General features: G+C 63.6%; 27 protein-coding genes. 19 read left to right on the top strand and 8 right to left on the bottom strand.

Going from position 1 to position 26,917, the window contains the following annotated elements:
• The first annotated feature begins 187 nt into the window (after positions 1-187).
• The 3 genes from C5689_RS11495 (at position 188) to glpX (ending at position 2,916) form a co-directional block, all read left to right on the top strand.
• Positions 188-457 (top strand): hypothetical protein, encoded by a 270-nt coding sequence (locus tag C5689_RS11495; RefSeq protein ID WP_108917416.1) that lies wholly within the window; start codon positions 188-190, stop codon positions 455-457.
• 122 nt (positions 458-579) lie between these two features.
• Positions 580-1,899 (top strand): homoserine dehydrogenase, encoded by a 1,320-nt coding sequence (locus C5689_RS11490; RefSeq protein WP_108917415.1) that lies wholly within the window; start codon positions 580-582, stop codon positions 1,897-1,899.
• 21 nt (positions 1,900-1,920) lie between these two features.
• Positions 1,921-2,916: a class II fructose-bisphosphatase gene (gene glpX, locus C5689_RS11485; protein ID WP_108917414.1), complete on the top strand. Its 996-nt coding sequence runs from the start codon at positions 1,921-1,923 to the stop codon at positions 2,914-2,916.
• A gap of 180 nt (positions 2,917-3,096) precedes the next feature.
• Here the strand turns inward: glpX and C5689_RS11480 are convergent, their stop codons facing one another.
• On the bottom strand, positions 3,097-3,669 hold the full coding sequence (locus C5689_RS11480) for a recombinase family protein (protein ID WP_108917413.1): 573 nt from the start codon (positions 3,667-3,669) through the stop codon (positions 3,097-3,099).
• 379 nt (positions 3,670-4,048) lie between these two features.
• Between C5689_RS11480 and C5689_RS18415 the strand changes: the two genes are divergently transcribed.
• On the top strand, positions 4,049-4,201 hold the full coding sequence (locus C5689_RS18415; protein WP_158271801.1) for a hypothetical protein: 153 nt from the start codon (positions 4,049-4,051) through the stop codon (positions 4,199-4,201).
• Between the two features lie 107 nt (positions 4,202-4,308).
• Positions 4,309-4,815: a hypothetical protein gene (locus C5689_RS11470; protein WP_108917411.1), complete on the top strand. Its 507-nt coding sequence runs from the start codon at positions 4,309-4,311 to the stop codon at positions 4,813-4,815.
• A gap of 69 nt (positions 4,816-4,884) precedes the next feature.
• Here the strand turns inward: C5689_RS11470 and C5689_RS18470 are convergent, their stop codons facing one another.
• A complete protein-coding gene (locus C5689_RS18470) occupies positions 4,885-5,028 on the bottom strand; it encodes a hypothetical protein (protein WP_018266023.1) in 144 nt (47 codons plus the stop codon).
• A 203-nt stretch (positions 5,029-5,231) separates the two neighbouring features.
• On the opposite strand from C5689_RS18470, the gene C5689_RS11460 reads away from it, so the two are divergent.
• The 5 genes from C5689_RS11460 (at position 5,232) to C5689_RS11440 (ending at position 10,485) form a co-directional block, all read left to right on the top strand.
• Positions 5,232-6,524 carry an RsmB/NOP family class I SAM-dependent RNA methyltransferase gene (locus C5689_RS11460; RefSeq protein ID WP_108917409.1) on the top strand — a complete coding sequence of 431 codons (1,293 nt, stop codon included), beginning with the start codon at positions 5,232-5,234 and terminating at the stop codon, positions 6,522-6,524.
• 71 nt (positions 6,525-6,595) lie between these two features.
• The gene (locus C5689_RS11455; RefSeq protein ID WP_108917408.1) at positions 6,596-6,865 is read left to right on the top strand and encodes a type II toxin-antitoxin system ParD family antitoxin; all 270 of its coding nucleotides are present in this window, start codon (positions 6,596-6,598) and stop codon (positions 6,863-6,865) included.
• Positions 6,862-7,176 (top strand): type II toxin-antitoxin system RelE/ParE family toxin, encoded by a 315-nt coding sequence (locus C5689_RS11450; RefSeq protein WP_158271800.1) that lies wholly within the window; start codon positions 6,862-6,864, stop codon positions 7,174-7,176. The genes C5689_RS11455 and C5689_RS11450 overlap by 4 nt, the downstream gene beginning before the upstream one ends.
• Positions 7,177-7,313: 137 nt before the next feature.
• On the top strand, positions 7,314-8,915 hold the full coding sequence (gene guaA, locus C5689_RS11445; RefSeq protein WP_108917406.1) for a glutamine-hydrolyzing GMP synthase: 1,602 nt from the start codon (positions 7,314-7,316) through the stop codon (positions 8,913-8,915).
• 220 nt (positions 8,916-9,135) lie between these two features.
• Positions 9,136-10,485, top strand: a complete 1,350-nt coding sequence (locus tag C5689_RS11440) for a tyrosine-type recombinase/integrase (RefSeq protein ID WP_108917405.1) — start codon at positions 9,136-9,138, stop codon at positions 10,483-10,485.
• 1 nt (position 10,486) lies between these two features.
• Here C5689_RS11440 and C5689_RS11435 read toward each other — a convergent pair whose 3' ends face one another.
• From C5689_RS11435 to traA, 3 genes are all read right to left on the bottom strand, one after another.
• Positions 10,487-10,723 (bottom strand): hypothetical protein, encoded by a 237-nt coding sequence (locus C5689_RS11435; RefSeq protein WP_108917404.1) that lies wholly within the window; start codon positions 10,721-10,723, stop codon positions 10,487-10,489.
• Entirely contained in the window at positions 10,710-10,952 is a 243-nt protein-coding gene (locus C5689_RS11430) for a helix-turn-helix transcriptional regulator (protein WP_108917403.1), read from the bottom strand. Before C5689_RS11430 ends, C5689_RS11435 begins: the two co-directional genes overlap by 14 nt.
• Before the next feature lie 128 nt (positions 10,953-11,080).
• Positions 11,081-13,999, bottom strand: coding sequence for a Ti-type conjugative transfer relaxase TraA (gene traA / locus C5689_RS11425; protein ID WP_108917402.1), 2,919 nt, complete (start codon positions 13,997-13,999; stop codon positions 11,081-11,083).
• A 172-nt stretch (positions 14,000-14,171) separates the two neighbouring features.
• Between traA and C5689_RS11420 the strand changes: the two genes are divergently transcribed.
• Both C5689_RS11420 and C5689_RS11415 read left to right on the top strand, forming a co-directional pair.
• Entirely contained in the window at positions 14,172-14,498 is a 327-nt protein-coding gene (locus tag C5689_RS11420) for a conjugal transfer protein TraD (RefSeq protein ID WP_174800271.1), read from the top strand.
• Position 14,499: 1 nt separating this feature from the next.
• On the top strand, positions 14,500-14,745 hold the full coding sequence (locus C5689_RS11415) for a conjugal transfer protein TraD (RefSeq protein WP_108917400.1): 246 nt from the start codon (positions 14,500-14,502) through the stop codon (positions 14,743-14,745).
• Here the strand turns inward: C5689_RS11415 and C5689_RS11410 are convergent.
• Together C5689_RS11410 and C5689_RS11405 are read right to left on the bottom strand one after the other, a co-directional pair.
• On the bottom strand, positions 14,742-15,602 hold the full coding sequence (locus tag C5689_RS11410) for a nucleotidyl transferase AbiEii/AbiGii toxin family protein (RefSeq protein WP_108917399.1): 861 nt from the start codon (positions 15,600-15,602) through the stop codon (positions 14,742-14,744). The two genes, C5689_RS11415 and C5689_RS11410, sit on opposite strands and share 4 nt — an antisense overlap.
• Positions 15,599-16,426, bottom strand: coding sequence for a type IV toxin-antitoxin system AbiEi family antitoxin domain-containing protein (locus C5689_RS11405; protein ID WP_108917398.1), 828 nt, complete (start codon positions 16,424-16,426; stop codon positions 15,599-15,601). The genes C5689_RS11410 and C5689_RS11405 overlap by 4 nt, the downstream gene beginning before the upstream one ends.
• A gap of 216 nt (positions 16,427-16,642) precedes the next feature.
• Here C5689_RS11405 and C5689_RS11400 point away from each other — a divergent pair, with 216 nt between their 5' ends.
• From C5689_RS11400 to herA, 7 genes are read left to right on the top strand one after another with little or no spacing between them, the layout of a single operon-like run.
• The gene (locus tag C5689_RS11400; protein ID WP_108917397.1) at positions 16,643-16,840 is read left to right on the top strand and encodes a helix-turn-helix domain-containing protein; all 198 of its coding nucleotides are present in this window, start codon (positions 16,643-16,645) and stop codon (positions 16,838-16,840) included.
• Positions 16,837-19,209: an EcoAI/FtnUII family type I restriction enzme subunit R gene (gene hsdR / locus C5689_RS11395; RefSeq protein WP_108917396.1), complete on the top strand. Its 2,373-nt coding sequence runs from the start codon at positions 16,837-16,839 to the stop codon at positions 19,207-19,209. The genes C5689_RS11400 and hsdR overlap by 4 nt, the downstream gene beginning before the upstream one ends.
• On the top strand, positions 19,196-20,755 hold the full coding sequence (locus C5689_RS11390) for a type I restriction-modification system subunit M (protein WP_174800269.1): 1,560 nt from the start codon (positions 19,196-19,198) through the stop codon (positions 20,753-20,755). Before hsdR ends, C5689_RS11390 begins: the two co-directional genes overlap by 14 nt.
• Positions 20,752-21,957, top strand: coding sequence for a restriction endonuclease subunit S (locus tag C5689_RS11385; RefSeq protein ID WP_108917395.1), 1,206 nt, complete (start codon positions 20,752-20,754; stop codon positions 21,955-21,957). Before C5689_RS11390 ends, C5689_RS11385 begins: the two co-directional genes overlap by 4 nt.
• Positions 21,957-22,949, top strand: coding sequence for an FRG domain-containing protein (locus tag C5689_RS11380; RefSeq protein WP_108917394.1), 993 nt, complete (start codon positions 21,957-21,959; stop codon positions 22,947-22,949). The genes C5689_RS11385 and C5689_RS11380 overlap by 1 nt, the downstream gene beginning before the upstream one ends.
• The gene (locus C5689_RS11375) at positions 22,946-24,280 is read left to right on the top strand and encodes an SIR2 family anti-phage-associated protein (protein ID WP_108917393.1); all 1,335 of its coding nucleotides are present in this window, start codon (positions 22,946-22,948) and stop codon (positions 24,278-24,280) included. Before C5689_RS11380 ends, C5689_RS11375 begins: the two co-directional genes overlap by 4 nt.
• Before the next feature lie 23 nt (positions 24,281-24,303).
• Positions 24,304-26,010, top strand: a complete 1,707-nt coding sequence (herA, locus tag C5689_RS11370; protein ID WP_158271799.1) for an anti-phage-associated helicase HerA — start codon at positions 24,304-24,306, stop codon at positions 26,008-26,010.
• A 211-nt stretch (positions 26,011-26,221) separates the two neighbouring features.
• Here the strand turns inward: herA and gstA are convergent, their stop codons facing one another.
• Positions 26,222-26,839, bottom strand: a complete 618-nt coding sequence (gstA, locus tag C5689_RS11365) for a glutathione transferase GstA (protein ID WP_108917391.1) — start codon at positions 26,837-26,839, stop codon at positions 26,222-26,224.
• Between the last annotated feature and the right edge of the window lie 78 nt (positions 26,840-26,917).

The raw sequence follows: 26,917 nt of genomic DNA, 5'->3' as shown, positions 1-26,917 counted from the left end.
CCGGCGGCCGCCCGTTATTCCCTCTCGAGGCGACCGGTCCGCGGAGAAAAGCGGGATGTGGCGCGCGCCGCCTTCGACCGCCCCGCAGGTCGAAGGCGGCGCGCCTGAAACGACCGAAGAAGGCCCGGACGCCCTCGCGATCGGCGCGAGCGACGTTTCGTGAGGCCCGCAATTGGAGGAAACGACAATGAAAATTCGCCTCGTCTGCACCCTCGCCCTCATTGCCGCCGCGGCCGGCGCCGGACTCGCCCAGGCGACGCCGCATCGGGTCGGCGATCTCGGCTTCTCGCCGCGGCCGATCGAAAAAGTGAGCTGCGACAATCGCGGCGACGACAAGCAGGCACACTGCATGGAGAGCTGCGACGAGGTCTGGATCAAGGCGTCGCAGGCCTATAATGGCAATATCGACAAGGCCAAGGTCGAGAAGAAGTCCTGCGAGGCCAAATGCGGCTGCTGAGCCGCTGAGGCTCGCCGCCTCGCGGGAAGGCTTTCCTTGATCCCTTCGCCGGAATAAGTCACAACAGCGCGCGCCACGGCCCTGCGCCGCGGCGCGAGCTCCTTTTTCCGGAACAGGGTCAAATGGCGGAAATTTTGCGCGTCGGCGTCGCGGGCTTGGGCACGGTGGGCGCTTCGGTCGTGCGGCTGCTGCTAAGGCAGGCGCAAGCGCTGGCGGCGCGCACGGGGCGCGAGATCGTCGTCACGGCGGTTTCCGCCCGCGACAAGGGCAAGGACCGCGGCGTCGACCTCGCCGGCGCCGCCTTCTATGACGATCCGATCGCCCTCGCCGCCGCGGACGGCATAGATCTTTTCGTCGAGCTGATCGGCGGCTCCGAAGGACCGGCGCGCGTCAGCGTCGAGACCGCGCTCGCCAAGGGCAAGTCGGTCGTCACCGCCAATAAAGCGCTGCTCTCCGCCCATGGCTCGGCGCTGGCCGAGCTGGCCGAGAGCCGCCATGTCGCGCTCGCCTTCGAGGCTTCGGTCGCCGGCGGCATTCCGATCGTCAAGACGCTGCGCGAGGGGCTCGCCGGCAATTCGATCGAGCGCGTCTATGGCATTTTGAACGGCACCTGCAATTACATCCTCTCGCGTATGGAGGCCGAGCGCCTCTCCTTCGAGGAATGTCTGAAGGAGGCGCAGCGCTTAGGCTACGCCGAGGCGGACCCGACCTTCGACATAGGCGGCTTCGACTCGGCGCATAAATTGTCGATTCTCGCGTCGCTCGCTTTCGGCGCGCGCATCGCGCCCGAGGCGGTCGAGATAGAGGGGATAGAGCGCGTCACCCTCGCCGACATAGACGCGGCGGGCGAGCTCGGCTTCCGCATCAAGCTGCTCGGCGTCGCCCAGCGCACGGCCCAGGGCATAGAGCAGCGCGTGCATCCCACAATGGTGCGCAAGACCACCGCCATCGCCCAGGTGATGGGCGTCACCAACGCCGTCACCATAGACGCCGACGCCGTGCATGAGCTGACCTTGGTCGGTCCCGGCGCCGGCGGCGACGCCACCGCCTCCGCCGTCGTCGCCGATATCGCCGATATCGCCAAAGGCGTGCGCTCGGCTCCTTTCGGCCTGCCCAGCGCCTCGCTGCGCAAGCTCGAGCGCGCCCCGGCGGCGCTGCACGAGGGCGGCTATTACATTCGCCTCGCAGTGCCGGACGTGCCGGGCGCCTTCGCCGCCATCGCCACGGCGATGGCCGAGCGCAAAATCTCGCTCGAGAGCATCATGCAGCATGGCGCGCGCGCGGCGCGGCGCAGCGGCGCCGCCCAGGTCGGCACCCAAGTCGGGGTGATTCTCATCACCCATGCGACGACAGAACGTCTGGTGCGCGAAGCGCTCGACGCCATCTACGCCGACGGCGTCATCGCCGAGCCGGCGCAGGTCATCCGCATCGAGCGCGAATAGCGCATCGCCGGAGAAAAATGCATGGCGCGCCCCGCATCGGCCGCAGAAAAGACCCTCGATCGCAATCTGACCCTCGAGCTCGCCCGCGTCACCGAGCGGGCGGCCGTAGCGGCCGCGCGCTGGCGCGGGCGCGGCGATGAGATGGCAGCCGATCAAGCCGCCGTCGACGCCATGCGCAGCGAATTGGGCCGGCTGGCGATTCGCGGCCGCGTCGTCATCGGCGAGGGTGAGCGCGATTCCGCGCCCATGCTGTTCATCGGCGAGGAGGTCGGCGCCGGCGGCGGCCCGCGCGTCGATCTCGCCGTGGCGCCGCTCGAGGGCTCGACGCTCTGCGCCAAGGACATGCCGGGCGCGATCTCCATCGTCGCCATCGCCGCGGCCGGCTCGCTGCTCTATGCGCCCGATGTCTATATGGACAAAATCGCCATCGGCCCCGGCTATCCGCCGGGCGTCGTCGATCTCGACAATGAGCCGGACGCCAATATCGCCGCCCTCGCCGCGGCCAAGGGCGTCGCGGCGCAGGACGTCACCATCTGCATATTGGACCGGCCCCGCCATGCCGAGCTGATCGCGCGTTGCCGCGCGGCGGGCGCGCGGGTGCGGCTCATCAGCGACGGCGATGTGGCGGGCATCATCTTCACCGCCCAGCCGGCGGAGACGGGCGTCGATATGTATCTCGGCGCCGGCGGCGCGCCGGAGGGCGTGCTGGCGGCCGGCGTGCTGCGCTGCGTCGGCGGCCAGATGCAGGGCCGCCTCGTGCTCGACAGCCCGGCCAAAATCGCGCGGGCGGCGGAAATGGGCGTGCGCGATCCGCGCAAGAAATATGCGCTCGAGGAGCTCGCCTCCGGGGATGTGATGGTCTGCGCGACCGGCGTCACCGACGGGCCGCTGCTGTTCGGCGCGGTCTTCGACAGGGAAGCGATCGAGACGGAGACGCTGGTCTACCGCTCCTCCACCGGCACGGTCCGGCGCATTCGCGCCCTGCATCGCGCGAGCGGCAAGTTCGAGGCCGAATGACATTCGCGGCGGCCGCGCGCGACGAGCCTTTGTTCATGTCCGGTGGAACATGAAAAGACTCGTCGCGATCGACGAGACTGGCGCATTTTCTAGCCGAAGCGGACGCCGGTTCGGCGTTGGAAACGCGATCAAAACAAAAGCCTGGAGTCTTTCCGTGTTTCGATGAAACACGGAAAGACTCTAGCCCCTCCCGGCGGGAAAGGCGTTGCGCAGGCTCCGCTGGAGCGTGCGAACGGATACACCCAGCTCTTCCGCCACCTCCTGCATCTGCGTCTTCTCATGTCGTATGGCCTCGAAGGCGTCGGCGATCTGATCGGGGCTGAGCGATTTCGGCCGGCCGAGCGTGCAGCCGCGCGCACGCGCGGCGGACAGCCCCGCCCGCGTTCTTTCGCTGATGAGGGAGCGCTCGAACTCGGCCAGCGCCGCCATCATATGGAACATCAGCCGGCCGCCCGACGAGGTCGTGTTGATGTTCTCCGTCAGAGACTGAAAATCGATCCCTCGCTTGCCGAGCTGATCCATCAACGCGACGAGAGCCGGCAAAGACCGGCCGAGCCGATCCAGGCGCCAGACGATCAAAGTGTCGCCGGACTTCAAATTTCGTATCGCCTTCTCCAGACCCGCGCGACCGAAATCAAGTCCTGACCGTCCGTGATCTGTAAAAATTTCATCACATCCTACCTTTTCTAAGGCTTTGATCTGCAGATCGAGTTTTTGCTCGTCTGTGGATACTCGCGCATAGCCGACGATCATTATTTGTTCTCGTGTCTCGATGCCAAAACGGCGCTGCCACGTCGTAAAGAATCGGTTTTCGTCTACCAAACCATCTCGTTACGAGACAGAAAGGCTTGACAAAATCGGTCCTTTCTTTCCCGCGCCTTGAAATATGCGCTCGGTTAAAATAATCCTGTAATTACAATGCTAACATGCGCACGATGTCACAGGATTTTTACGCGCTAGTTATGGTCACAAAGGACCGTTTATGCCGCAAATCCGAGAGTTTGACGCTGCAGCCCGACGCCGAGGCGGAGAGGAAAAAATCTCTTCTTTTTCTTCGGCATTCGGCCGCGACGAGCTCGCGGTCCCGGACGAGCGGGCGCGCCCGCGCGATCTCGAGGCCGCGGACATCCGCGTGTCGGACACGGTCACGGGAATGATGATCGCCGCTGTCTCCGGCGCGGTTATCGGGCTTCTGGCCGCCGGAGGAGCGTTTGCCGCCGCGCTGGTCTTTCTGGCGGCCCTTGTCGGCGTCTATGCGGGCTGGCAGGCGCGAGGAGACGCCTGATGTCGGGCCGCTCCACAGGCGCCTGCGCCGGCGCATCGGCCTTCGGACGGCGTGGCCCGCGTCGTGACGAAGTTTCGGAGAGCCGCCGATCCGGCGACGATCCGAGCATGTATCGACGCGTCAGGCTGCGGGCGCTCGGCGCGGAGCTGACGTTCGTCTACGCCGCCGACTTCCAGGGCCTCGCGCCGCAATTTCTGGTGCGGTTCGACGAAGACGGGCCCTATCTCTCCATCGGCGATCCCGTCGCATTTTCGCTGGCGTCGAAAGGCGAGCCGATGGGAGCGGATCGGCGCAAACGCCCGCGCATCCCGACAGACGGGGCGGAGCGGAGCCGACTCCTGCTGATCGCCGGAGAGGAGGAGGCGATCGACCGCGCCGCCGCCCGGCCTGCGCAGCAGCACGGGCAAATTCCACTCGACACCGCGGATATAGCCGTGGACATGCTCATCGGCTATTCGATCGAGGCCGTCGAACGCCGGCTGGTGCTGCGCACATTGCGCCGCTTCAACGGCGATTATCGACAGACCGCCTTCGCTCTGGGCCTGACGACGCAAGAATTGTCGGCGAAACTGCTGGCGCTGCTCTACGCGGACGCATCCTCGATCGCGGAATGACGCCGAAGAGCGATCTTCGCCGCGCGGATGGCCGTTTTTGGCGACGACCCGCGGCGGCGAAGCGAAAACTCAATATTTGCGGCCGGTCTCGAGCTGGGTCTTGGCGTCGAGCGGCTTCTTCGGCGGCGGGGTCAAATCGGGCTGCGACTGAGCCGCGCAGGCGGCGAGGGAGAGAGCGAGCAGAATGGCGGCGAACGGACGAAGAGAGCGCATCTTTTGGCTTCCGTCGATGGGGTGGAAAACGCCGAGGATTTCGCGGCGCAACATGACTTGAGCGAGGCCATTGAGGCTAGAATGTGGCCATGAGCGCGACTATAGCTATTTTCTGAGACTTTTTGTTTTTTCACGCGCTATCTGGTCTCAGGGACGCGCCGGCGCTGGCCTGCCGGCTCGCGACGCCGTAAAGCAGAGCGACAATGACTCCCGCCGCACAAGTCTCCGCCGCCATAGAAATCCTCGCCGAACTCGCCGAGCGCCGCCGTCCGGCCGCCGATGCGATCAAGGATTGGGGGCTTTCGCACCGATTCGCCGGCTCCAAGGACCGCGCCTCCATTTCGAGCCTCGTGTTCGACGCGCTGCGCAAACGCGCCTCGGCCGCTTTCCTGATGGGCTCCGACGCGCCCCGCGCCGTGGTCGTCGGCGCGCTGCGCGAATCGCGCGGGCTGTCCGTCGAGGAGATCGCGGCGCTGTTCTCCGGCGAGGGCCACGCCCCCGCCCCGCTCACGGATGAGGAGCGCGAGCGCCTCGCTGCGGCGACGCTCGAGGGCGCGCCGGCGCATATTCTCGGCGACTATCCCGAATGGCTGGCCGAGCGCTTCGCCGCCGCCTTCGGCGCGGCCGCCGCCGAGGAGGGCCGCGCTCTCGCCGCGCGCGCGCCGATCGATCTGCGCGCCAATATTTTGAAGGCCTCGCGCGAGGACGCGCTGCGCCGTCTCGCACATCTTTCGCCGGAGCCGACACCTTTGTCGCCACTCGGCCTGCGCATCGCGCCGCCGACCAAGGGACGCGGCCCGGCGCTGACGGCAGAGTCCGCCTATGTCAAAGGCTTGGTCGAGCCGCAGGACGAAGGCTCGCAGCTCGCCGCCCTGCTCTGCGCCGCCGAGCCCGGCGAGCAGGTTCTGGACCTCTGCGCCGGCGGCGGCGGCAAGACGCTGGCCCTCGCCGGACAGATGCACAATCGCGGGCAGATCTACGCCTTCGACGACGACGGCCGGCGCCTCACCCCCATCTATCCGCGCCTCGAGCGGGCCGGCGCGCGCAATGTGCAGGTCCGCGCCCCGCGCGGGAAGGCGGATGTGCTCGCCGATCTCGAGGCGCGCTGCGGCCTCGTGCTGATCGATGCGCCCTGCACCGGAACCGGAACCTGGCGGCGCCACCCGGACGCCAAATGGCGCCTCGCCCCCGGCGCGCTCGAGGAGCGCATCGCCGAGCAGCAGGAACTGCTGGACAAGGCCCCGCGCTTCGTGAAGGCGGGCGGGCGCGTAGTCTATGTGACCTGCTCACTGCTGATCGACGAGAATGAGGCGCAGATCGCGCGCTTTCTCGAAGGACATGCGGATTTTTCCGCCGTTCCGGCCGAGGAGGCGGCGGCCAAGGCCGGGCTGCCGGAGCTGACGCAATTCTCCTCGCCGCATGGGGCGGGGTTTCGGCTGACGCCGCTGACGGCGGGGACCGATGGATTCTATGTGTGCGTGCTGAAGCGCGGGTGAATAACGAAATTTGTCAACGCTCGTTATTGCGCTATCTTAGGCCAAAGAGACCTTTGTCCCCGGGCGACCCCATGAATGTGAGCCTTACCCCAGAGCTCGAGCAGCTGGTGCATCAGAAGGTGCAGACCGGCCGCTACACCTCCGCGAGCGAAGTGGTGCGCGAAGCGCTGCGCCTGATGGAGGAGCGCGATCGGCTGGAGGCCTGGCGCAAGGATGAGATCCGCGCGCAGATCGCGGCGGGCCTCACGTCGCTGCGGGCCGGAAAAGGCGAGGACGGCGAGGACGTATTCGATCGGCTGGAAGCGGAGATCGACGCCGAGGAGCGGCGCGGCGCCGAGTGAGCCGCTTTCGCCTTTCGCCGGAAGCCCAGAGCGATCTCGAGGCCATAAGGCGCTATCTGACCCGCAAAGGCGGTCCGACGCTCGCCCGGCATGTCCTGCGGGAAATACGTCGCGCGCTGCGCGTCATCGCCGAGAACCCAGGGATAGGGCACAGAAGAGGGGACCTCACCAACGAGATGGTGAAGTTTTGGCCGGTCTTTTCCTATTTGATCGTCTATGAGCCGTCGATGCGTCCAATTGGAATCGTGCGCGTCATTCATGGGGCGCAGGACGCCGAGACGATGTTTTCCGAGAAACCTCCGCAAATGTGAGCAGTCCTCGCAGACAGGGCCTTCGCCTTTCGCCGGCCGGGTCGCAACATCCCGAGGGGCGCGCCGCGCTCTTGCGCATTGCCGACGACGAGGGGTAGTCACTACGTCTCGCGAGCCCCCACACACGAAAGACCAGCATGACCGCCACTGAGAGCTTCCATCACGACATCGCCGATCGCCACGACAAGCTGCTGATCGTCGATTTCGGCTCGCAGGTGACGCAGCTCATCGCGCGGCGCGTGCGCGAGGCGGGCGTCTATTGCGAGATCGCGCCCTTCCAAAACGCCGAGCGCGCCTTCGCCGAAATCCGCCCCAAGGCGGTGATCCTCTCCGGCGGCCCCTGCTCCGTCACCGAGGACGGCTCGCCGCGCGCGCCGCAGAGCATTTTCGACGCGAAAATCCCCGTGCTCGCCATCTGCTATGGCGAGCAGCTGCTGGCCGCGCAACTGGGCGGCGCCGTGGAGGGCGGCCATCATCGCGAATTCGGCCGCGCCGAGATCGGCGTCGTCGAGGAGAGCCCGCTCTTTGCCGGCGTGTGGGAAAAGGGTTCCCGCTATCCCGTGTGGATGAGCCATGGCGACCGCGTCACCCGCCTGCCGGAAGGCTTTCGCGTTATCGCCGCCTCGGAGAACGCGCCCATGGGCGCGATCGCCGACGAAGCCCGCCGCTATTACGGCGTGCAATTCCATCTCGAGGTCGCGCATACGCCGGACGGCGCCAAGCTGATCGCCAATTTCGTGCATAAGGTCGCGGGGCTGAAATCCGATTGGACCATGTCGGCCTTTCGCGGCGAGGCGATCGACGCGATCCGCCGCCAGGTGGGCTCCGGCCGCGTGCTCTGCGGGCTTTCGGGCGGCGTCGATTCCGCCGTGGCCGCTGTGCTGATCCATGAGGCGATCGGCGATGCGCTGACTTGCGTCTTTGTCGATCACGGATTGCTGCGCGGCGGCGAGGCGGAGGAGGTCGTCACCCTCTTCCGCGATCACTACAACATCCCGCTCGTGCATGTGGAGGCGCAGGAGCTGTTCCTGCAAGCGCTGGAAGGCGTCGAGGACCCGGAGGTCAAGCGCAAGACGATCGGCCGCCTCTTCATCGAGACTTTCGAGGAAGAGGCGAAGAAGATCGCCGCCGACGGGCGCGGCGCGCCGCAATTTCTGGCGCAGGGCACGCTCTATCCGGATGTGATCGAGAGCGTGTCCTTCTCCGGCGGGCCTTCGGTGACGATCAAATCGCATCACAATGTCGGCGGCCTGCCCGAGCGCATGAATATGAAGCTGGTCGAGCCCTTGCGCGAATTGTTCAAGGACGAGGTGCGCGCGCTCGGCCGCGAGCTGGGTCTGCCGGAGGCTTTCGTCGGCCGCCACCCCTTCCCCGGCCCCGGCCTCGCCATCCGCTGCCCGGGCGGCATCACGCGCGAGAAGCTGGAGATTTTGCGCAAGGCGGACGCGATCTATCTCGACGAGATCCGCAAGGCCGGGCTCTATGACGTGATCTGGCAGGCCTTCGCCGTGCTGCTGCCGGTGCGCACCGTAGGCGTGATGGGCGACGGCCGCAGCTACGACCATGTCTGCGCCCTGCGCGCGGTGACGAGCACCGACGGAATGACGGCGGATTTCTATCCTTTCGACATGGCGTTTCTCGGCCGGGCGGCGACGCGCATCATCAATGAGGTGCGCGGGGTGAATCGCGTGGTCTATGACGTAACCAGCAAGCCGCCGGGGACGATCGAGTGGGAGTGAATTAGGGTGGTTTCAGACCGTCCCGCTCCGTGCCAAAAATCGTATGATCTCTTTGACTGACAAGGATTATTTTTCCCACCCCGTATCGCTGCGTGTCACCCCAGCCGAGCCACTTTGTTGGTAGCGATGTTGGTATGGCGCAGGATGGTCGAGAAACGGGCTTCCGATACCAACAGTCCATCTTGATGGTATCGGTTCGCCCCAGACCGGATGCGGATTTATGGGCCATCTCACTGATAAAGAATTGAAAATTCTGAAGCCGAGGGCCAAGCTGTATAAGGTGGCGGACCGCGACGGGATGCACGCGGCCGTCACGCCCACGGGTGTCATCTCGTTTCGATACCACTACCGGGTGAACGGACGGCAGGAGACGCTGACCATCGGCCGATATAGCGCCGAGGCGGCGCGCAAGCTCACACGGGCGCCCGACGCGCTGGAATACGGCATGGAGGTGTCGCTTGCGGAGGCCAGGACGCTGCTGGCGCGCGCCCGGCGTCAGGTCGAGCGGGGCGAGTCGCCGTCGAAAGCCAAGGTGGAGAAACGCACTGCGTCAGCCGAGGCGCTAACGTTCGGCGGATGGGCGGAAGCCTATTTCAAGCACAAAGCCGATCCCAAGTCGGGGGCCGAGAAACTGGCCGACAGCACCCTGGCGATGCGCCGATCCGTCTATGATCGCGCCATCGCGGGAGAGTTGTCGAAGCTCAAGCTGGGGGAAGTGACGCCGCAGCGTCTCAAACGTCTGTGCGACGAGGTTAAAGAGAAGCGCGGGCCGGCCGTCGCCGTGCATGTCCGCGAGGTCGTGTTGCTGGTGTTCCGCCATGCTCAGGGAAGCGGGCTGGACGTGAGCAACCCGGCCGAGTCGATCCGCACCAGCACTATCGCCACCTTCGAGCCGCGCGAGCGCGCCCTGTCTCCATCGGAGGTCCGCGCGGTCCTGGCGGCGTTGGATCATGTGACGGCGGCGCCCACGTTGCGCTCAGCGGTGAAGTTTGTCCTGCTGACCGGCGTCCGCAAATCGGAGTTCATCGACGCCACATGGAAGGAAATCGACTTCGCCGCCGCGCGCTGGACGATCCCGGCCGAGCGCATGAAGGCAGGCAAGACGCATGTCGTCCCGCTAAGCGATCAGGCGCTCGACATTCTGACGGCGTTCCGCACCATGTTCGGCGCAAGCCGATACCTTCACCCCGGCCGATACGACGGCGACACGCCCATCAGCAACGCCACACTCAACCGCGTGATCGACACGGTGGTAGAGCGTATCCGCGAGGATGACCCGGATTTTCAGAGCTTCGGTGTTCACGACCTGCGCCGTACATTTTCGACCGGCCTGAACCGCGCCAAGTTCGATGATCGTTGGATCGAGATGAGCTTGGCCCACGCGCCTCGGAACCGGATCGCGGCCGTCTACAACGTGAACCGCTACCTCGCCGAGCGGAAGATCATGCTTCAGTGCTGGGCTGACATGCTCGACGCCTGGGTGAAGGGCGAATCCGCAAAAGAGCTGATCGCGGACGCGAAGCGACGTGCCGCCGAGGTCCACGACGACGAACTGGACGATGATCTCTGAACTACGTGCGGCTCGCGTTTATTCTGTCATCCCCTTCCGACCCTTTGTCGTTGTCATTCGCGCCGGCGATGCACGCGGCGAAGTCCTCGCGGGCCGTGCTGCGGCCGATGAGGTGCCCAAGCTCGGGGATGATGACATCGGCGTTGCGCGGCGGTTCGGCGGTGGGGCCATCCACGGTATTGTTGTCATTGGCGAGGACGAGATATTCGCCCGGCTCCGGCGCGTCAGCGGGGGACATGGCGGGTCGTCTTTGCGCTGGGCTCGTCGTTGTCATTGGTGGCTCGCCAGCCAGCGGGATCGGCGATCCATCGGTCGATGTCGGATTCATACCAGCCCGCGCCGTTGGCGCTGATTTTGATCTGTGCCGGGAAGGTGCCCTCGGCGATCTTTCGGTAAATAGTGGACCGCGAGAGGCCGGTCCGGGCGAGGACGGTTTTCAGGCGGATGATACGGTCTGGTGGGTGCACGGCTGCCTCGACTTCTGCTGGCTTTGTCTGACTGCTCCCGAGCCAGACAGGGCAAGGATTTATCGCTGTGCAAGAGGGTTTTGCGCGCCGTCGCAGCGTGGCGCGCCGGCGGCGGAAAATAGGCGGGGTCAAAGTCCGATGTTCCGGCCTCTGCCAAGGTCGATGCCGTGGCTGAAGGCGAGTTCCAATCCGAGTCGGCGGCCCGATTCGACCCCGATTCCGAGGTCTCGCTTGCGGCCGGCGAGGATCGACTCGAGCTGCGGATCGCGTTCGAGGCTCTGCGCCATGTCACCCATCGCCGATCGCGTGGCCTTGTAGCCGGACATGTCCGCCGCCTGATACTGGCGCTGGCTGGTCTGGCCGAGCTCCCGCCAGCGTTCCACGAAGCGATCGGCGCGGCGCTGCGGATCGGTGCGCAGTTCGGTTTCGAGTTGTAGGGCGCGGATGGCGCGGGCGGTGCGCCCCGTGGCCGCTTCCGAGGCGAGTTCCGGGTTCTTCTTGTAGGCGGCTTCGGCATCGTGCGAGCCATAAGGCCGCACCTCCTCGAAGACCTTGCGGGCCTCCTGCAATTCCTTCACCTGTTCCGGGTTGGCCTTGCCGCCTCTCTCATGCATCTCGAAGATCGCATCCACGGCGCGGGCATGGCGGATGAGCGCCTTGGTGCGGGCGCGACGCAGCGCCGCTTCCGGGTCTTCCGCCACCTTCCTTTCCGGCCCCTGTCCGCCGGCGGCGGGCAGGCGCAGGCCGTCGAACATGCCGCGCACCTTCTCGGGCACGACCTTGCGCACGATCTCGGCCACTCGGGCGCGGAAGGTGATGCCGCGCCGTTCGGCATAATCGCGCGCCGGCTCGAGCCGCTCGTAATCCGACGCCATATCCTTGGCCCGGTCGCGCGACAGGGCGCCGAGAAGCCGGTCCTGGCTGGCGAAGTCGTCATGGCCATAATGCAGCTCCATGCCGTCGCGGTGACGTGACAGCACGACATAGGCGCCGTGGGCGTCCAGGCCCGGCGTGGCCAGAACATGGGTGCGGTCCACGGTCATGCCCTGCGCTTTGTGGATGGTTGCGGCATAGCCGTGGTCGATGCGGTCGTAATCCTTCAAGTCAAAACGAACGGAACGACCATCATCGGTGCGCACGCTCATGCTCTGCATGCTGACCTCTTCGATGGCGCCGAGCGTGCCGTTCCTGACGCCGAGGCCGCGCTCGTTCTGAAGGAACATGACGCGATCTCCGCTTGCGAAGCTGCGCTCACCGCGTTCGACCACCAGGCGCACCTCGTCGCCGAGATTTCCGGCGTCCCGCATCCTGCCGCGCGCGGCCTCGTTCAAAGCGCGCACCTCGGCATTGGTGTGGGTGAGGATGATGCGGCTGCGGCCCGGCGACGCCTGCCGGTCGCGATCCCAGCGGTCGATCAGATCGTCGCGCGCCTGTTGCCGTGTCGCAGCGGCATGGACCATGCCATGTTTGTCATAGGCATTGAGCGCATCGGCGGTTCGGCCAGTCGCCAGATCGCGCGTGGCGTCGCGCTGCCAGTCCTCCCGCTGGCGGCGCACCTCGCCGATCTCCACCCCACCGTGACGTTGGCGGACAGACCGGAACGCCGCGCCGGCTTCGATGGATTGCAACTGTTGCGGATCGCCGACCAGCACCACCTTGGCGCCGGCCTCGGCGGCATGGGACAGCACGCGCTCCAACTGGCGCGTGCCGACCATGCCCGCCTCGTCGATCACCAGAACATCGCACGCGGTGAGCACATCGCGGCCCTGTCCCCAACCGTGTTCCAGGCTGGCGATGGTGCGCGACGAGATGCCCGATCCGCTTTCGAGATTCTCGGCGGCGATGCCGGACAGCGCCACGCCACGAACCTCGTAGCCCGCCGCTTCCCAAGCTTCGCGCGCCACACCCAGCATCGCGCTCTTCCCCGTTCCGGCGTAACCAACAACGACGCCGAGATCGCGCCCGTCAGTGACATGCGCCAGCGCCTCGGCCTGCTCTCCGGAAAGCACAAGGCCGCGCTGTTCGGCACGAGCCAGTGCGGCTTCGCGATTCCTGTCGTTCACTTCATGGCGTTCCCGCTCGGCCATCATCTCGGCGGCACGGTGCAGGCGCTGCTCAGATTCGATCATATCGCGGGTGGTGAAGCGGTCCTCGCCCCGGCCGTCCTTGCCGAGTTCGACAAGATCGGGCGCGTTGCGCATTGCGCCCATGACCTCGTTGAACTGGTCGATGCCGTCGCTGTGGCGATGCGCGAACAGCGCTATGTCGCGTCGCGTGAAGGTGGATTGCTGATGCGTGATCGCGTCTAGTGCGATGGAAGGATCGGCGATGATGCGCACGCCGTTGTTGCGTGCGATCTCGCGGTGCATTTCCGCGCGGTCGGCAACCTCGATGCCTTCGCCTGCGATGCGATGTGCGGGCGCGCCGATCTGGCTTTGCGGCTCCAGCACGATGCCCTGCGCTTCCAGGCTGCGATGGTCGATGCGCGCGTCGACGTCGAGTTCGGCCAGACGCTCGTTGGCAAGCTCGGCCCAACGCTCCCGCCAGCGTTCGAGCAACTCGGTGCGGTTCCACTCCCGCACCTTCGGACCGAAGCCATTCTCGTCCACCGAGCGCATGGTCAGCATGACATGTGCATGGGGCTTCAGCATTCCGTCCTCGGCCATATCCCAATGCACATTGAGGTCGGCGATCATGCCCCGGTCTACGAATTCGGACCGCACGAAGTCGCGGGCGAGTTCGATGCCCCGGCGCTCCGTCATCTCGCGAGGAAGGGCGAATTCAACTTCGCGGGCAAGCTGCGCATCCTTCCTGACCTCGAGCGCCTCGACATCGTTCCAAAGTTGTTCGCGGTCCTTCCACAGCTCCGGCGCATTCTCCGGCAGCATTACCTCGGAATGGACGACGCCGCGCTTGGCCGAGAAATCATGACTGCGTCCGAGTCGGTCGTCGCGCAACCGCGAGGCCGAGCGGTAGGCGGCGGACGCCACCGCGCTGGAGCCGCATTTGCGGCCAATGACCTTGACGTGAAGATGATAGATCGCCATCGCGATCCGAACATCACCACAGCGAAGCGCACGTCGGAACGACGTATAAGCGCGCCCTCCCTCGAAAAATTCTCGGGAGGGACCACGCCGTCCCCAACTGTCCCGACGACCTTACAGCATTTCGGCAGGCGCTCGACTATCATCGCCCCATCGACAGCATGTGGAGGACATGATGCGCAAGCCACGGGACTTCGACGCAGAACTGAAGTCGCTCGAACACAAGGCGCGAGACCTCAGAAACCGCAAGGTGCAACAGCTTGGTGAGCTGGTCATTTCGACTGGAGCCGACGCGCTCAGCGCCGACGAATTGGCGGGCGCACTGATCGTGCTGGCCGAAACCAAGGATGCCGGAAAGAGGGAGGCATGGGCGAAACGCGGGGCCGCGTACTTTCAGGGCCGGTCGCGACGAACTGCGTCGGCGCCTGGCCGCAACACTGGCGGCGCTTCGGCGCAACACAGTGGCGCGCAACCGTCATCAGACGGCAGAGGCGCGGCATGACATGCGCGCCTGGCAGATCGAGCGCCGCAAGCGCACGCGACATCTGATCGAACTCGGCGGCCTCGTCGTCAAAACCGGAATCGTGGACCTGACCGGCGATGACCGCGCCATCATCTACGGCGCGCTGCTCTGGATGGCCGACAAGCTCCGAAGCGATGAGCGCGAGAAGGTGTTGGCGCTCTGGACTGCGAAGGGGAAGGAGGCGTTCGAGGACGGCCGAAGTGTTGGCATCGACACACATGCCTAGACTCCGAACCGTTCCCGCATTTCCCCGGCCTTCGCCCATTCGTCGCCGGGTATCCGGTCGATCAGTTCCTTCATCACCCGGACAAAGGTGGCCTTGAGCGCTTCGTCGGTAAGGGCCTTGGCGCGATCCGTCGAAAGCAGCGGGCGCATGTCGGTGAAGAAGGTCGGATTGGCGAGTTTCTGGAACATGCGCTGTTGCGCCTCGGCCCTCGAAATCGCAATCTCCGCCTTTTCGAGGTAAAGGCGGAAACATTCAACGATCCGGGCCGTGTCCAGCCCCTCGAACACGGTGAGCGCGTGATCGAGGTCGAACAGATCGCGGCCCTTGTTGCGCTGAAGCAAGGCCCGCAGTTTGGTCGCCAGCATTTCCTCCCGCGAGAAGGTCGGGATCGCCGCCTCACTGGTGAACCACGGGTTTTCGACGCCGAATGGAATCTCTATGGGCGGATCGTAGGCTTCCCGCTCGCGCGTGTTGATTTCGACCTTGAGGTTGATACGCACACCAGCAGGCTCGCCTTCCGCATCGACGCGAAAGCGAAGTTTGGGGGCGACGGGGCTCGGATCGGACTTTGCCTTGCCAAGCCACGGTTCCAGCACAGCGCGAACACCATCGAGGACCGGCCCAATCGGTCCGGCGCTCGTCCGCACGAGGTCGATGTCCTCCGAATAGCGCAGCGGTGCGGGGAAATGCAGCTTATTGAGCGCCGTGCCGCCACGGAAGCGCAGTTCGCCGCGCAGGAACTGATCGGAGAAAATGGCGACAAGCGCGCGGCTGATGATGAGGTCTTGCTCGACCTGCCGCTGGCCTGCCCACGGTGCGACGCGGCTCCAGGCGGTGATGTAGTCCTGCGGGATCATTCGTCGATCTCCGGCGGTCGCCGAACGATCACGCGCCAGCGTGCATCGCGTTCGGATGGCGGCGGCGACAAATCGGGATCGCCCGCCTGTTTGGGATCGAGTTCGACCCACGGCAGCGATCCGCGCGCCGTTAGCGCCGCGAACATCGTCTCCGCGATCTGGGGATGCCCCAGCCTTCCGAGCAGATGCCCAAGGCGTTGTACGACCGCTTTCTCGAAAGCACTCGACAGAGAAGCGAGCTTTTCCGGTTGCAGCCGTTCGGCAAGCTCGGAAAACACCGTCGCTATGTTGTCCAGGCCCGCGCCGGATTGCGGGTAGCGCGTCAGATCGAGCGCCGTGAGTTCCGGCGAGGACAGCTTCATATAGCCCGATTGCGTCTTGCGATCCTCGATCCCCGCCGCCACCGCCGCCATGTCCTTGCGGTAGGAAAAGACGATCCGCGTCCGTCCGGCCTCAATGTCGGGCAGGAGTTTGTCCGTGACGACCTGAAACTCCATGACGGCCTGATGGGAGGCGCCGTGGGCCGCCGCCGCGGCCAGCAGCCCCACATAGTAGGGCCGTTTTTCGTGGCGCATCAGGGCGTCGATGTACCACTCGGGCGGCGGCGCTCCCGTCGTGGCGTGTTGTGGCGGTACGACCACGTAGAAGCCGCGCCGGGGCCGGAGAAGCTGGCCGCGCCGCTGCAAACGCTCGGCGGCGTCGAGGAATGCGCCTCGGCCGATGCCGATCTCCTTCTGCGCTTCATCCGCAGAAAAGACTCCCCGGCCCGCAGCAAGCAGGCCGGAAGCGTAGGAGGACAGGGCTGATCGCTCGACTCGGATCATATCTCATTATCCGCTCTTAGCACGGAATTTTCAATATGAAGCAGTAAACGGATTGTACCTTAAAATCCGCTTTCAGGGCGGATTCTCCAATATGATGCGGCAGCAGCTCCGGCCCTGCCGCCGCTGCTCGCCCCTCAGGATGGGCAGCTACCGCTATCTTCCCTGATTTTCTCTGATCTTCTATACATTTCCCCAACCACGAGTCACGGCGGGCGCATGGCCGACGAAATCCTGACGATCCGGGAGGTGGCGGAACTTCTCAAGATCAATGAGAAGACCGCCTACAAGCTTGCCTCGGCAGGCAAGATTCCTGGCTTCAAGGTCGGCGGATCGTGGCGGTTCCAGCGGCAGGAAATCGCAAACTGGATAAAGCGTAAGGTAGAGGAGCAGCAAGGGGGCAGCGGGGGCGCATGACGAACGAAGCCGACACATGCCGAAAGTTCGTCGTGCCCAAGCTGCAATCGGCGGGGTGGGATAACGAACCCCATTCCATCGCCGAGCAGCGCACCATCACGGATGGCCGCGTCATTCCCGTGGGCAAGGGCTTTGTCCGCAAGCCGCCCAAGCGGGTCGATTATCTGCTGCGCTACACGCGGGACTTTCCGCTTGCCGTGGTCGAGGCCAAGGCCAGCTATAGATCCGCGACCGATGCCGTGCAGCAGGCCCGCGATTATGCGGAAATCCTCGGCCTTAAATACGCCTACGCCACCAATGGCGCCGAGATCATCGAGATCGACTATTTCAAGGGGACGGAAACGCGCGTCGTCGACTTCCCGACCCCCGATGATCTTTGGCGGCGCTATCAGACGGGCAGCGGAATCAACACGCCCGAGCGCGTGGAGCATCTGATCGCCCCCTACAATACGGTCGGCGGCAAGCCGCCCCGCTACTATCAGCAGATCGCCATCAACCGCACGGTCGAAGCCATCCTTGCCGGAAAGAAGCGCTTGCTTCTCACTATGGCGACGGGAACGGGCAAGACCATCGTGGCCTTCCAGATATGCTGGAAGCTCTGGTCGAGCCGCTGGAACACGACCGGGGGGCATCGCAAGCCGCGCATCCTGTTCCTCGCGGATCGCAACATTCTCATCGACGACCCGAAGGACAAGACCTTCACCCCTTTCGGGGACGCGCGCCACAAGATCGAATCCGGCGAGATCGTCAAAAGCCGGGAAATGTATTTCGCCATCTATCAGGCGCTCGCCGAGGACGAGCGCCGCGCCGGGCTTTTCCGGGACTATCCGCCGGACTTCTTCGACCTCATCATCGTCGATGAATGTCACCGGGGAAGCGCGCGGGACGACAGTTCATGGCGCGTCATCCTTGAGCACTTCAAGCCCGCCTACCAGCTTGGCATGACAGCCACGCCGCTGCGCGAGGACAACCGCGACACCTACCTCTATTTCGGCAATCCGATCTACGAATACAGCCTGCGGCAGGGCATCGACGACGGCTTTCTCGCGCCTTATCGCGTGCATCGCGTCGTCACCCAATGGGACGCGGCCGGATGGCGGCCAAGCAGGGACGAGGTTGACCGCTTTGGCCGCGCCATCCCCGATGACGAATACCAGACCAAGGACTTCGAGCGGACCATCGCCTTGCGCGCGCGGACGGAGGCCATCGCCCGCCACCTGACCGACTTCCTTAAAAAGACGGATCGCTTCGCCAAGACCATCGTGTTCTGCGTCGATCAGGAACACGCCTCGGAAATGCGGCAGGCTCTGGTCAACCTCAATGCCGACCTTGTGGCGCAGTATCCCGACTATGTGGCGCGCGTCACCGCCGACGAGGGCGCTATCGGGCGCGGCCATCTGTCTAAGTTCCAGGACCTCGAAACCAAAACGCCGGTTATCCTCACATCGTCGCAACTGCTGACGACCGGCGTTGACGCGCCAACCTGTAAGAATGTCGTTCTGGCGCGGGTCGTCGGCTCCATGAGCGAGTTCAAGCAGATCATCGGGCGCGGGACGCGCCTGCGCGATGACTACGGCAAGCTGTGGTTCAACATCATCGACTACACTGGGTCGGCCACCCGCATGTTCGCCGACCCGGATTTCGACGGCGATCCGGCCCGAATCACGGAAGAGGAAGTGAACGAGGCCGGGGAAACCACCGCGACGACGGAGATCGTCCCCGAAGGGCAGGAACCGGAGCCTGCCCCACCCGAGGAAGGCGAACCCGGCGTGATCGAACCGCCGACTGGCGAGCCGCGCAAATTCTATTTCGATGGAGGCCAGGTCGAAGTCGTGGCCCACTTGGTCCACGAGCTTGACCCGAACGGCAAGCAGCTTCGCGTCGTCAAATACACAGACTACGCCGCCGAAAGCGTTCGCTCGCTGGCACCGACCTCCGCCGAGCTTCGCAGGCGTTGGGCAGATGCCGACCAGCGCAGCGAGATTATTGCCGCGCTGGCCGAGCGCGGCATCGACTTTAACGTGCTGGCCGAACAGACGGGCCAGACCGACGCCGACCCCTTCGACCTCCTTTGCCATCTGGCTTTCAATGCGCCGCTCCGCACAAGGCGCGAGCGGGCGCAGCGCCTCAAGGCCGAGCGCAAGGATTATTTCGAGAAGTTTTCTCCCGAAGCGCGTCAGGTGCTGGACGAGCTTCTGGAAAAATATGCGGAACACGGCGACGCGCAATTTGTCCTGCCGGACGTGCTGAAAGTTCCGCCCATCTCGACCCACGGCCAACCCGCCGAAATCATCAAGTTGTTCGGCGGCCCCGACGAGCTTCGCCGGGCCGTAAATGACCTGCAAGGATTGCTCTATGGCGCGAACTAAAAAGAAGAACGGCGCAGACGCCGCACCGATGACGACCTCCCAGATGCTCGGGAGCCTTCTAAAATCTGCGCGCGACATCATGCGCAAGGACAAGGGGCTGAACGGCGACCTCGACCGTCTGCCGCTTCTCACCTGGATCATGTTCCTCAAATTCCTCGACGACCTCGAGCAGCAGCGCGAGGAAGAAACCGCGCTGTCCGGCAAGAAGTTCAAGGCCGCCATCGAGGCCCCGTATCGCTGGCGCGATTGGGCCGCCGACAACCAAGGCATCACGGGCGATGAATTGCTTTCCTTCATCAACGCCGAGGAAGCCGTGCGCGCCGACGGAAAGAAAGGCCCCGGCCTATTCGCCTATTTGCGGGCGCTTTCCAGTTCCAACGGCGACAACCGCCGCGACGTGATCGCCACCGTGTTCAAGGGCGTCGATAACCGCATGAAAAGCGGCTATCTGCTCCGCGACATCATCAACAAGGTTGGGGGGATTCATTTCACGTCGTCCGACGAGCTTCACACCCTCGGCGCGCTCTACGAATCCATGCTCCGAGAAATGCGCGACGCGGCGGGCGATTCCGGCGAGTTCTACACGCCGCGCGCTGTCGTCCGCTTCATGGTGGAAGTCACCGACCCGCGCCTTGGCGAAACCGTTCTCGACCCGGCCAGTGGCACGGGCGGGTTCCTTGTGGAGGCGTACAACCACCTTGAAAAACAGGTGAAGACCGTCGCCGACCGCAAGCGCCTGCAAAACGACACCATCACCGGCTGCGAACCTAAATCCCTGCCTTATCTGCTCTGCCAGATGAACCTGCTGCTGCATGGGCTGGACGCGCCGCAGATCGACCCCGGCAACGCCCTGCGCTTCAAGCTCTCCGAGATCGGCGAGAAAGAGCGCGTCGATGTGATCCTCACCAATCCGCCCTTTGGCGGGGAAGAGGAAAAGGGCATCCAGGGCAACTTCCCCGAAGACCGCCAGACGGCGGAAACTGCGCTGCTGTTCCTGCAGCTCATCATGCGCAAGCTCAAACGCCAGCCGACCGCCGTTAGCCGCCCGGCGCGGGCGGCGGTCGTCGTGCCGAATGGAACGCTGTTCGGCGACGGCGTTTGCGCGCGCATCAAGGAGGAACTGATCAAGGAGTTCAACCTCCATACCATCGTGCGGCTGCCCAATGGCGTGTTCGCGCCCTACACCGGCATTCCGACGAACATCCTGTTTTTCGACCGCTCCGGCCCGACGAAGGAGGTCTGGTATTACGAACAGCCCCTGCCTGAGGGCCGTAAGAATTACACCAAGACCCAGCCCATGCAGTTCGAGGAGTTCACGGGCTGCATGGCGTGGTGGACGAAGCGCGAGGAAAACGATCAGGCGTGGAAAGTACCGGCCAAGGAATTGCTGGCAGCGGGCTGCAACCTCGACCGCAAGAACCCGCGCGCCAAAGTGGATTTCGAGCATCTGCCACCGGAGCAGCTTGCCGACGACATTCTGAAGAAGGAGCTGCGGATCGCCGAGCTGATGCGGGAGATCAAGGCCGCTCTGGGGGCGAGCGCATGAGTGCGGCCTGGCCGATAGTCGCGCTTGGCGATGTGCTCCGTCGTTCCGAGCACATGATTCCGCTCGACCCGGAAGCAACCTACAAGGAGGTGACGGTTCGCATCAACGGCAAGGGGGTTGTCGAGCGCCGGCAGGTGCAGGGCGTTGAGATCGCCGCAGACCGCCGCTACCGGGCGAAGCCCGGGCAATTCATCATTTCGCGCATTGACGCGCGGCACGGCGCAAGCGGCCTTATTCCCGATGATCTGGATGGCGCTGTCGTCACCAACGATTTTCCTCTGTTTGATGTGGCCAAGGATCGTCTGGACCCCGCATTCCTTGGCTGGATGTCAAAGACTGCCTCGTTTGTCGAGCTGTGCAAACGAGCCAGCGAAGGCACCACCAATCGAGTCAGGCTATCAGAAGGTCGCTTCAAAGCCCTGAATATCCCCCTCCCGCCGCTTGACGAGCAGCGCCGCATCGTCGCGCGCATCGAGGAACTGGCCGCGAAGGTGGCGGAGGCGAAACAACTTAGGTCGATGGCGCTAGACGAGGCGGGCGCCATCTTTAGTAAAGCTGTCGGCGCACTCTTCGACAGCCGATCCGTGGGTTGGACGGCTGCCAGCGTGGACGAAATAGCGCAATCGCTGGATGCTGGATGGAGTCCACAATGTGAAGATGGTCCAGCCAATGAAGGTCAATGGGGTGTACTGAAAACGACCTCAGTGCAATGGTGTGAATTTTGGCCTCACGAGAATAAATGTCTCCCGTTTTCGGCCGCCGCCCGTTCAGAGCTTTCTGTGAAGGCTGGCGATGTGTTGGTTACCAGGGCTGGCCCCATGAAGCGGGTCGGCGTTCCGGCTACCGCCCGTAAGGATCACCCCAACCTCATGATCTCTGACAAGCTGATCCGCATTCGTCCCAAACTCGACATGATCAATCCGCGTTTTCTTGAATATGCTCTTTCCTCGCCGCAGGCCCAAGGCCACTTGGTTGCAAGGAAGACCGGCCTTGCAGATGCACAGGTAAATATATCGCAAGCGATTCTACGAGCGACACCGTTCTCCTATCCGTCGTTGGAAGCTCAAAGCAGCATAGTTGCCGAACTCGATGCGCTGCAAGCCAAGGTCAATACGGTTAAGGCGTTCCAAGAGGAAACCGCCGCCGAGCTGGACGCAATGCTTCCCGCGATTCTCGACAAGGCGTTCAAGGGGGAGTTGTGATGGACGCAGGCGCATTCATGGCGCTGCTGAGGGCGTCGAATCCCGTCTGGCACGAAGACGACGGCGACCCGGTCCGTTGGATTTTCCGCGGGCATCGCAACGTTTCGTGGCGCCTAAAGCCGAGGGCTTGGCGAAGTGCTCATGAGGGAAATCCGCTTCACAATCTGCTGACCGGGCTCGCGCAAGCCGAAGTCGAAGCCACCGAGCCAGTCGAGCGCGGAACAGCTCTGCACCGAGCGCTTGCTTGGACGCATGGTGAGAAGATTGTGTTGAACGAGTTTCGCCGCATCGGCTGGCAGATGGGTTTCGACGTTGTCGAGCCCGTCTCGGAATATGCCATGGACCTCGCTTACGGGCCAAGCGTCATTGACGACACTCGGGCCGAACCGGACTGCTACAGCCCGTTCATTAGAGCCGAGGATATTGGGATAGCGCAACATTACGGTGTTCCGACACGCTTTCTGGACTGGACGTTCAATCCTATGTTCGCAGTTTTCTTCGCACAGGAAGACTACGCCGCGGGCCTCGACCAGACTGACCTATGCGTCTGGGCGCTCGACATGCATGCCATCACCATGATGCACCATTGGGAGGACGGGATCGGTCGTAATCTGATGCGTTCACTCGTGCCCCGCCGCCGAGGCAACGATTTCATCACCGCTCAGGATGGTCTGCTCCTTGAGATTGAGCACAAATGGGCGCTGGGCTTTTTCGAGCGCAATGGCGATTGGCCCAGTGTGCAAGATGTCGTCTACGCCATCCACAAGGAGGAAGAGACTGACCCAGATGAGCCTGACTACTATCTCTATGATGAAGCGCACCCGATGCTGAGGCGCATCGTGCTTCCCGCTTCCGAGATTCCTACCTTGCGCCTGATGCTCCAACGCGAAGGGATTACGCGCGAAAGGCTTATGCCGACATTGGAGAACGCGGCGCGAGCTGCGGTTCAGGCGGTTTCAAAGTTCAAAGCCCTCAAGGAGGAGCTGCCATGACACACTTCGCCATCAGGGGAAGCCGGCAGCTAATGTCCGAGGAATTTTCGGCGCATCTTGCACTTGCGATCCGGTTAGAAAATGTCGGCGTCCTGCTTGGCGCCGGAGCCTCCAAAGGTGTCGGCGGCATGGTCATGTCGGACGTGTGGGCGCTCCTTACGACCGAATATGCTGAACAAATCCGGTTCCTTCGGGACAATAAGTTTCTTGCGGACGGCGAGCCGGGCAACGTCGAATTCCTACTCGACCGGCTGGAAATTGCCTGTCTGGACGGCGAACGAACTGGCGCTGACTTGACCAAGCTGAAGGCGGCGCGGCACGCCTTGCGAAAGGCCGTGCTTCGAGCCGCCATTCTTGATGAAATGCTGTGGTCGGAGCCGGATCAGACCATCCTGAACCCCAAGCTGTCAGACCACATCAAGCTTGTGTCGCGGCTTGCCGGAAATCGGCAGCCCGGTCAGGCCGCCCCGTGGGCGTTTACCACCAACTACGACCTCGCGCTGGAATGGTCGGCCGAGGCGCTGGGCCTCCATTGCGTGAACGGCTTTTCAGGGACGCACGACCGCGCCTTTCGTCCGAGCAGCTTCGATCTTGGCCTTCGCAATGTGCAGGCGCGCGGTGAGGCACGTTTCGGCACATACAACCTCTATCTTGGCAAGCTGCACGGCTCGATTTCGTGGACGGCGAGCAGGTCGGGCAGCGTGTGCGAGTTGCCCTGCGCCAGCGTGAAGCCGTTGGTGGATCTATTCATTGCGTCGGATCAGCCAGATGACTGGCCGGGTTTCATGATCTTCCCCGGCGCGTCGAAATTCGTTCATACCACCGCGTTCGTATATGGCGAGATCATCCGCCGCTTCACCGAATTTCTCTCCCGGCCGAACGCCTGCCTCATCGTCAATGGCTATGGGTTCGCAGACGATCACATCAATCGTCTTATCGTTTCGGCGCTACAGAACCCGACCCTGCAACTCATCATCTACCTTCCTGAGATCGACCGTTTGGGCATCTATGACACGCTCGCCGCGACCGGCGAGGCGATCAAGCCCAACGAGCAGCTTAAGCGCCTGCTTCTGGCGCAGCTTCCGCAGGTGACGGTGCGCGGCTTCGGAGCCGGAGGCTTCTTCGACGCACTGGCGAACGACCTGCCCGAACCGGCCATGCTGGACGAGGTGTCGGAACGTGCGCGCCAGCTTGAAGTGCTGCTCAAGCAGGCCACGAACATTCAGGTGTCGAAGAAACCCGCCGGAAAAGCAGATGCGAATAAGGCAGTCGGGGCCGCTCCCGATGCTGCCTCCGCGCCCGGCGATGGCTTCGAGGGTTTGTTCGAATGAGTTCTCGCCGCCCAATCGGATATGTGGTCGAGATCGACGGCCCGCAGCTTCTGGTCAATCTGCTTGAAGACTCCCGTGGTCATGTCGCCGGGCACCGCGACGGTTTATCGACCGTCGAGCAGCCGGGCGATTTGGTAGGGATCGACGCCGGGGCCGAGACGATTATCCTTCGGATCATGACGGTCGCGTTCGCCGAGCCGCGCGAAGTCCATGCCCTAGGGCGCGGGCGGTCCCAAAATGTCCCGCAGGAGCCGCTGCGCCAGCTTCGCGGCCGGGTCGTCGGCTTTCTGGCAAAGCGTGACGGTAAGTTGATCTTTTCACCGCAGGAATGGCGGCTGCCTGTTCTCGGGGCGAGTGTCTATCCGCTCTCCGACATCGAAACGGTGGCGACCATCGGTGCGACCGGCATCAAGGCCGAGCAAATCAGGCTTGGTGCGGATTCGCGGAACCGGGCGGTAGAAGTCTGCGCGAACATTGACGAGGTGCTCGGGCGTCACATGGCGATCCTTGGTTCGACAGGTCAGGGGAAAACTCATTTCGTCGCGGCCGTGCTGCAACAGCTTTTGCGCCTGCCCAAGTCGCGGATCGTCGTGTTCGACGTGAACGGCGAATATACGCCCGCCTTCGCCCACCTCGGACAGCGCGTGAAGATCACGCAGCTAGGCGGCCCCAATGGCGGGCTTCGGATTCCATACTACGCCCTTGGTCGGCACGGCCTGTCCCGGTTGCTAATACCGAGCGAGAAAGCGCAGATGCCGACGCTGCGCTTCGCTATTGAGCATCTGCGATTTGTGGAAGCGGACGCCCACGGTGCAAAGCCGGTTGGCGGGCAGGCCAACGTCCTTTTCGATGACTGTCACACCGGCAATCCCACGCAAGCCAATCAGGCGATTGCCGCGATAAGGGCAGGAACATCGCCTTTAGCGAACCTGTGGCCGCACATGCGCGCGTTGTCCTGCCTAGCCACAGAATGGTATGTGCTTTCGCCGGGCCGGAATGGTGTAGAACGAAACGCCTTCCAGTATGGCCATATTCAGTCGATGATTAACCGCATACGCGGCTTGATCGAAGACCCACAGTTTACATCGGTTGTGGAGATCGCTGGCGGCCCTGGATTGGTGCGTCCCTTGAGCATGGATGCCGAATGCGCCGCGCTCGTTCGGGAGGCATTTGGACCGCCTGCCTTCGATCAGAACGATTGGTCAATTCACATCGTTGACCTCAGCCGCTTGACCCAGGATCTTATGCCGTTCGTCCTCGGTTCGCTGCTTGAGATGTTCGCCGCCGAGATCTTCAAGCGCGGCCCCGGCAATACCCATCCTACGATGCTGGCATTGGAAGAGGCGCACCACTATCTGCGTCAGCTACCCGGTGAATCCGACGGCGGGCAGCAGGCGCTTGCTTATGAAAGACTAGCGAAAGAGGGACGCAAGTTCGGCCTGTCCCTGCTCATCAGCACCCAGCGCCCGTCCGAGGTTTCCCCGACCGTGCTCTCGCAATGCGGCACATGGGCGGTGTTCCGACTCAATAACGAAGCAGATCAGCGGGCGGTCGCATCGGCGGCGGAAACAGCGGGGGTGAACGTATCCCGCCAGCTTGCCGGGCTGGGGCGCGGCGAGGCTATTATTTTTGGCGCGGCCCTACCTGTTCCAACGCGATTGTCTGTCAGCCGGCCCAATCCCGAGCCGGACTCAAAAGACCCTCCCTTCTTGCGAGACTGGTCAGTCTAAATTTTGGTCTGCATTTTCGCGGCGCTCGTTTATGATGTGCGCCCGCTTATGGCGGGAATATCATCATATAGAATCCACGAATCCAGAGCCCTTATCCTGATGGTATTGGAGTTGGTATGGTTTTGGGTCGCGGGCGGAAAGTCCAATACGCACAATACGAATTCAAGCCTGTTGACCATCGAGTGGGAGTGAGGGCTTCGAGCCGCTACGATCATTCGACCGCAGGGATCGCCGCCTCGCGAGCCCGCGCCGCCTCCACAGAAGAGCGCGCGGCAATCCGCGCGACATAGGCGCCGATCTTCGGCCAACGCCCGAGATCGATCGAGAAGCGCGGCATCCAGCCGAGCACAGTGAAGAGATAGGCGTCGGCGACCGTGAAAACCCCGCCCATCAGAAACGGACGGTCCGCCAATGCCGAATCGAGCCAATCGAAACGCTTGGACAGTCGCGCCTCGAAGAACTCTCGCGCCGCCTTCGGCAACGCCTGATCGAACAAAGGGCTCGAACCGGCGTGAAGCTCGCTGGCGATGAAGTTGAGCCATTCCTGAAGACGCACGCGCTCCAATTCGCCGTTCGGCGGCGCGAGCCCCGCCTCCGGTTTCAGATCGGCGAGAAATTGGAGAATCGCCGGCGCTTCGGTCAGCGTCGCGCCACAATCCAGGCGGAGCGCGGCGACATAGCCTTTCGGATTGACCGTCCAGAAATCGCCGCCCTCCGACGTCCTCTTGGTTCGATTGTTCACCCGTACCAGCTCGTAGGGCAACCCCAGCTCCTGCAACGCTATATGCGGCGCGAAAGAGCAGGCGCCGGCGGCAAAATACAGCTTCATCCGGACATCTCCGTCGAAGAAGGACGCGGGCATGTTGACATGACGCAGGGAAGAAGAAAAATTACGGAATAAGATTTC

Source organism: Methylosinus sporium, from assembly GCF_003113265.1.
Taxonomy (GTDB): Bacteria; Pseudomonadota; Alphaproteobacteria; order Rhizobiales; family Beijerinckiaceae; genus Methylosinus; species Methylosinus sporium.
This window is presented reverse-complemented; position numbering and strand designations above follow the sequence as displayed.

Coding starts and splice junctions, on each gene's coding strand:
- C5689_RS11495 (WP_108917416.1), top strand. CDS start 188: ATGAAAATTCGCCTCGTCTGCACCCTCGCCCTCATTGCCGCCGCGGCC.
- C5689_RS11490 (WP_108917415.1), top strand. CDS start 580: ATGGCGGAAATTTTGCGCGTCGGCGTCGCGGGCTTGGGCACGGTGGGC.
- glpX (WP_108917414.1), top strand. CDS start 1,921: ATGGCGCGCCCCGCATCGGCCGCAGAAAAGACCCTCGATCGCAATCTG.
- C5689_RS11480 (WP_108917413.1), bottom strand. CDS start 3,669: ATGATCGTCGGCTATGCGCGAGTATCCACAGACGAGCAAAAACTCGAT.
- C5689_RS11470 (WP_108917411.1), top strand. CDS start 4,309: ATGTATCGACGCGTCAGGCTGCGGGCGCTCGGCGCGGAGCTGACGTTC.
- C5689_RS18470 (WP_018266023.1), bottom strand. CDS start 5,028: ATGCGCTCTCTTCGTCCGTTCGCCGCCATTCTGCTCGCTCTCTCCCTC.
- C5689_RS11460 (WP_108917409.1), top strand. CDS start 5,232: ATGACTCCCGCCGCACAAGTCTCCGCCGCCATAGAAATCCTCGCCGAA.
- C5689_RS11455 (WP_108917408.1), top strand. CDS start 6,596: ATGAATGTGAGCCTTACCCCAGAGCTCGAGCAGCTGGTGCATCAGAAG.
- guaA (WP_108917406.1), top strand. CDS start 7,314: ATGACCGCCACTGAGAGCTTCCATCACGACATCGCCGATCGCCACGAC.
- C5689_RS11440 (WP_108917405.1), top strand. CDS start 9,136: ATGGGCCATCTCACTGATAAAGAATTGAAAATTCTGAAGCCGAGGGCC.
- C5689_RS11435 (WP_108917404.1), bottom strand. CDS start 10,723: ATGTCCCCCGCTGACGCGCCGGAGCCGGGCGAATATCTCGTCCTCGCC.
- traA (WP_108917402.1), bottom strand. CDS start 13,999: ATGGCGATCTATCATCTTCACGTCAAGGTCATTGGCCGCAAATGCGGC.
- C5689_RS11420 (WP_174800271.1), top strand. CDS start 14,172: ATGCGCAAGCCACGGGACTTCGACGCAGAACTGAAGTCGCTCGAACAC.
- C5689_RS11415 (WP_108917400.1), top strand. CDS start 14,500: ATGCGCGCCTGGCAGATCGAGCGCCGCAAGCGCACGCGACATCTGATC.
- C5689_RS11410 (WP_108917399.1), bottom strand. CDS start 15,602: ATGATCCCGCAGGACTACATCACCGCCTGGAGCCGCGTCGCACCGTGG.
- C5689_RS11405 (WP_108917398.1), bottom strand. CDS start 16,426: ATGATCCGAGTCGAGCGATCAGCCCTGTCCTCCTACGCTTCCGGCCTG.
- C5689_RS11400 (WP_108917397.1), top strand. CDS start 16,643: ATGGCCGACGAAATCCTGACGATCCGGGAGGTGGCGGAACTTCTCAAG.
- hsdR (WP_108917396.1), top strand. CDS start 16,837: ATGACGAACGAAGCCGACACATGCCGAAAGTTCGTCGTGCCCAAGCTG.
- C5689_RS11390 (WP_174800269.1), top strand. CDS start 19,196: ATGGCGCGAACTAAAAAGAAGAACGGCGCAGACGCCGCACCGATGACG.
- C5689_RS11385 (WP_108917395.1), top strand. CDS start 20,752: ATGAGTGCGGCCTGGCCGATAGTCGCGCTTGGCGATGTGCTCCGTCGT.
- C5689_RS11380 (WP_108917394.1), top strand. CDS start 21,957: ATGGACGCAGGCGCATTCATGGCGCTGCTGAGGGCGTCGAATCCCGTC.
- C5689_RS11375 (WP_108917393.1), top strand. CDS start 22,946: ATGACACACTTCGCCATCAGGGGAAGCCGGCAGCTAATGTCCGAGGAA.
- gstA (WP_108917391.1), bottom strand. CDS start 26,839: ATGAAGCTGTATTTTGCCGCCGGCGCCTGCTCTTTCGCGCCGCATATA.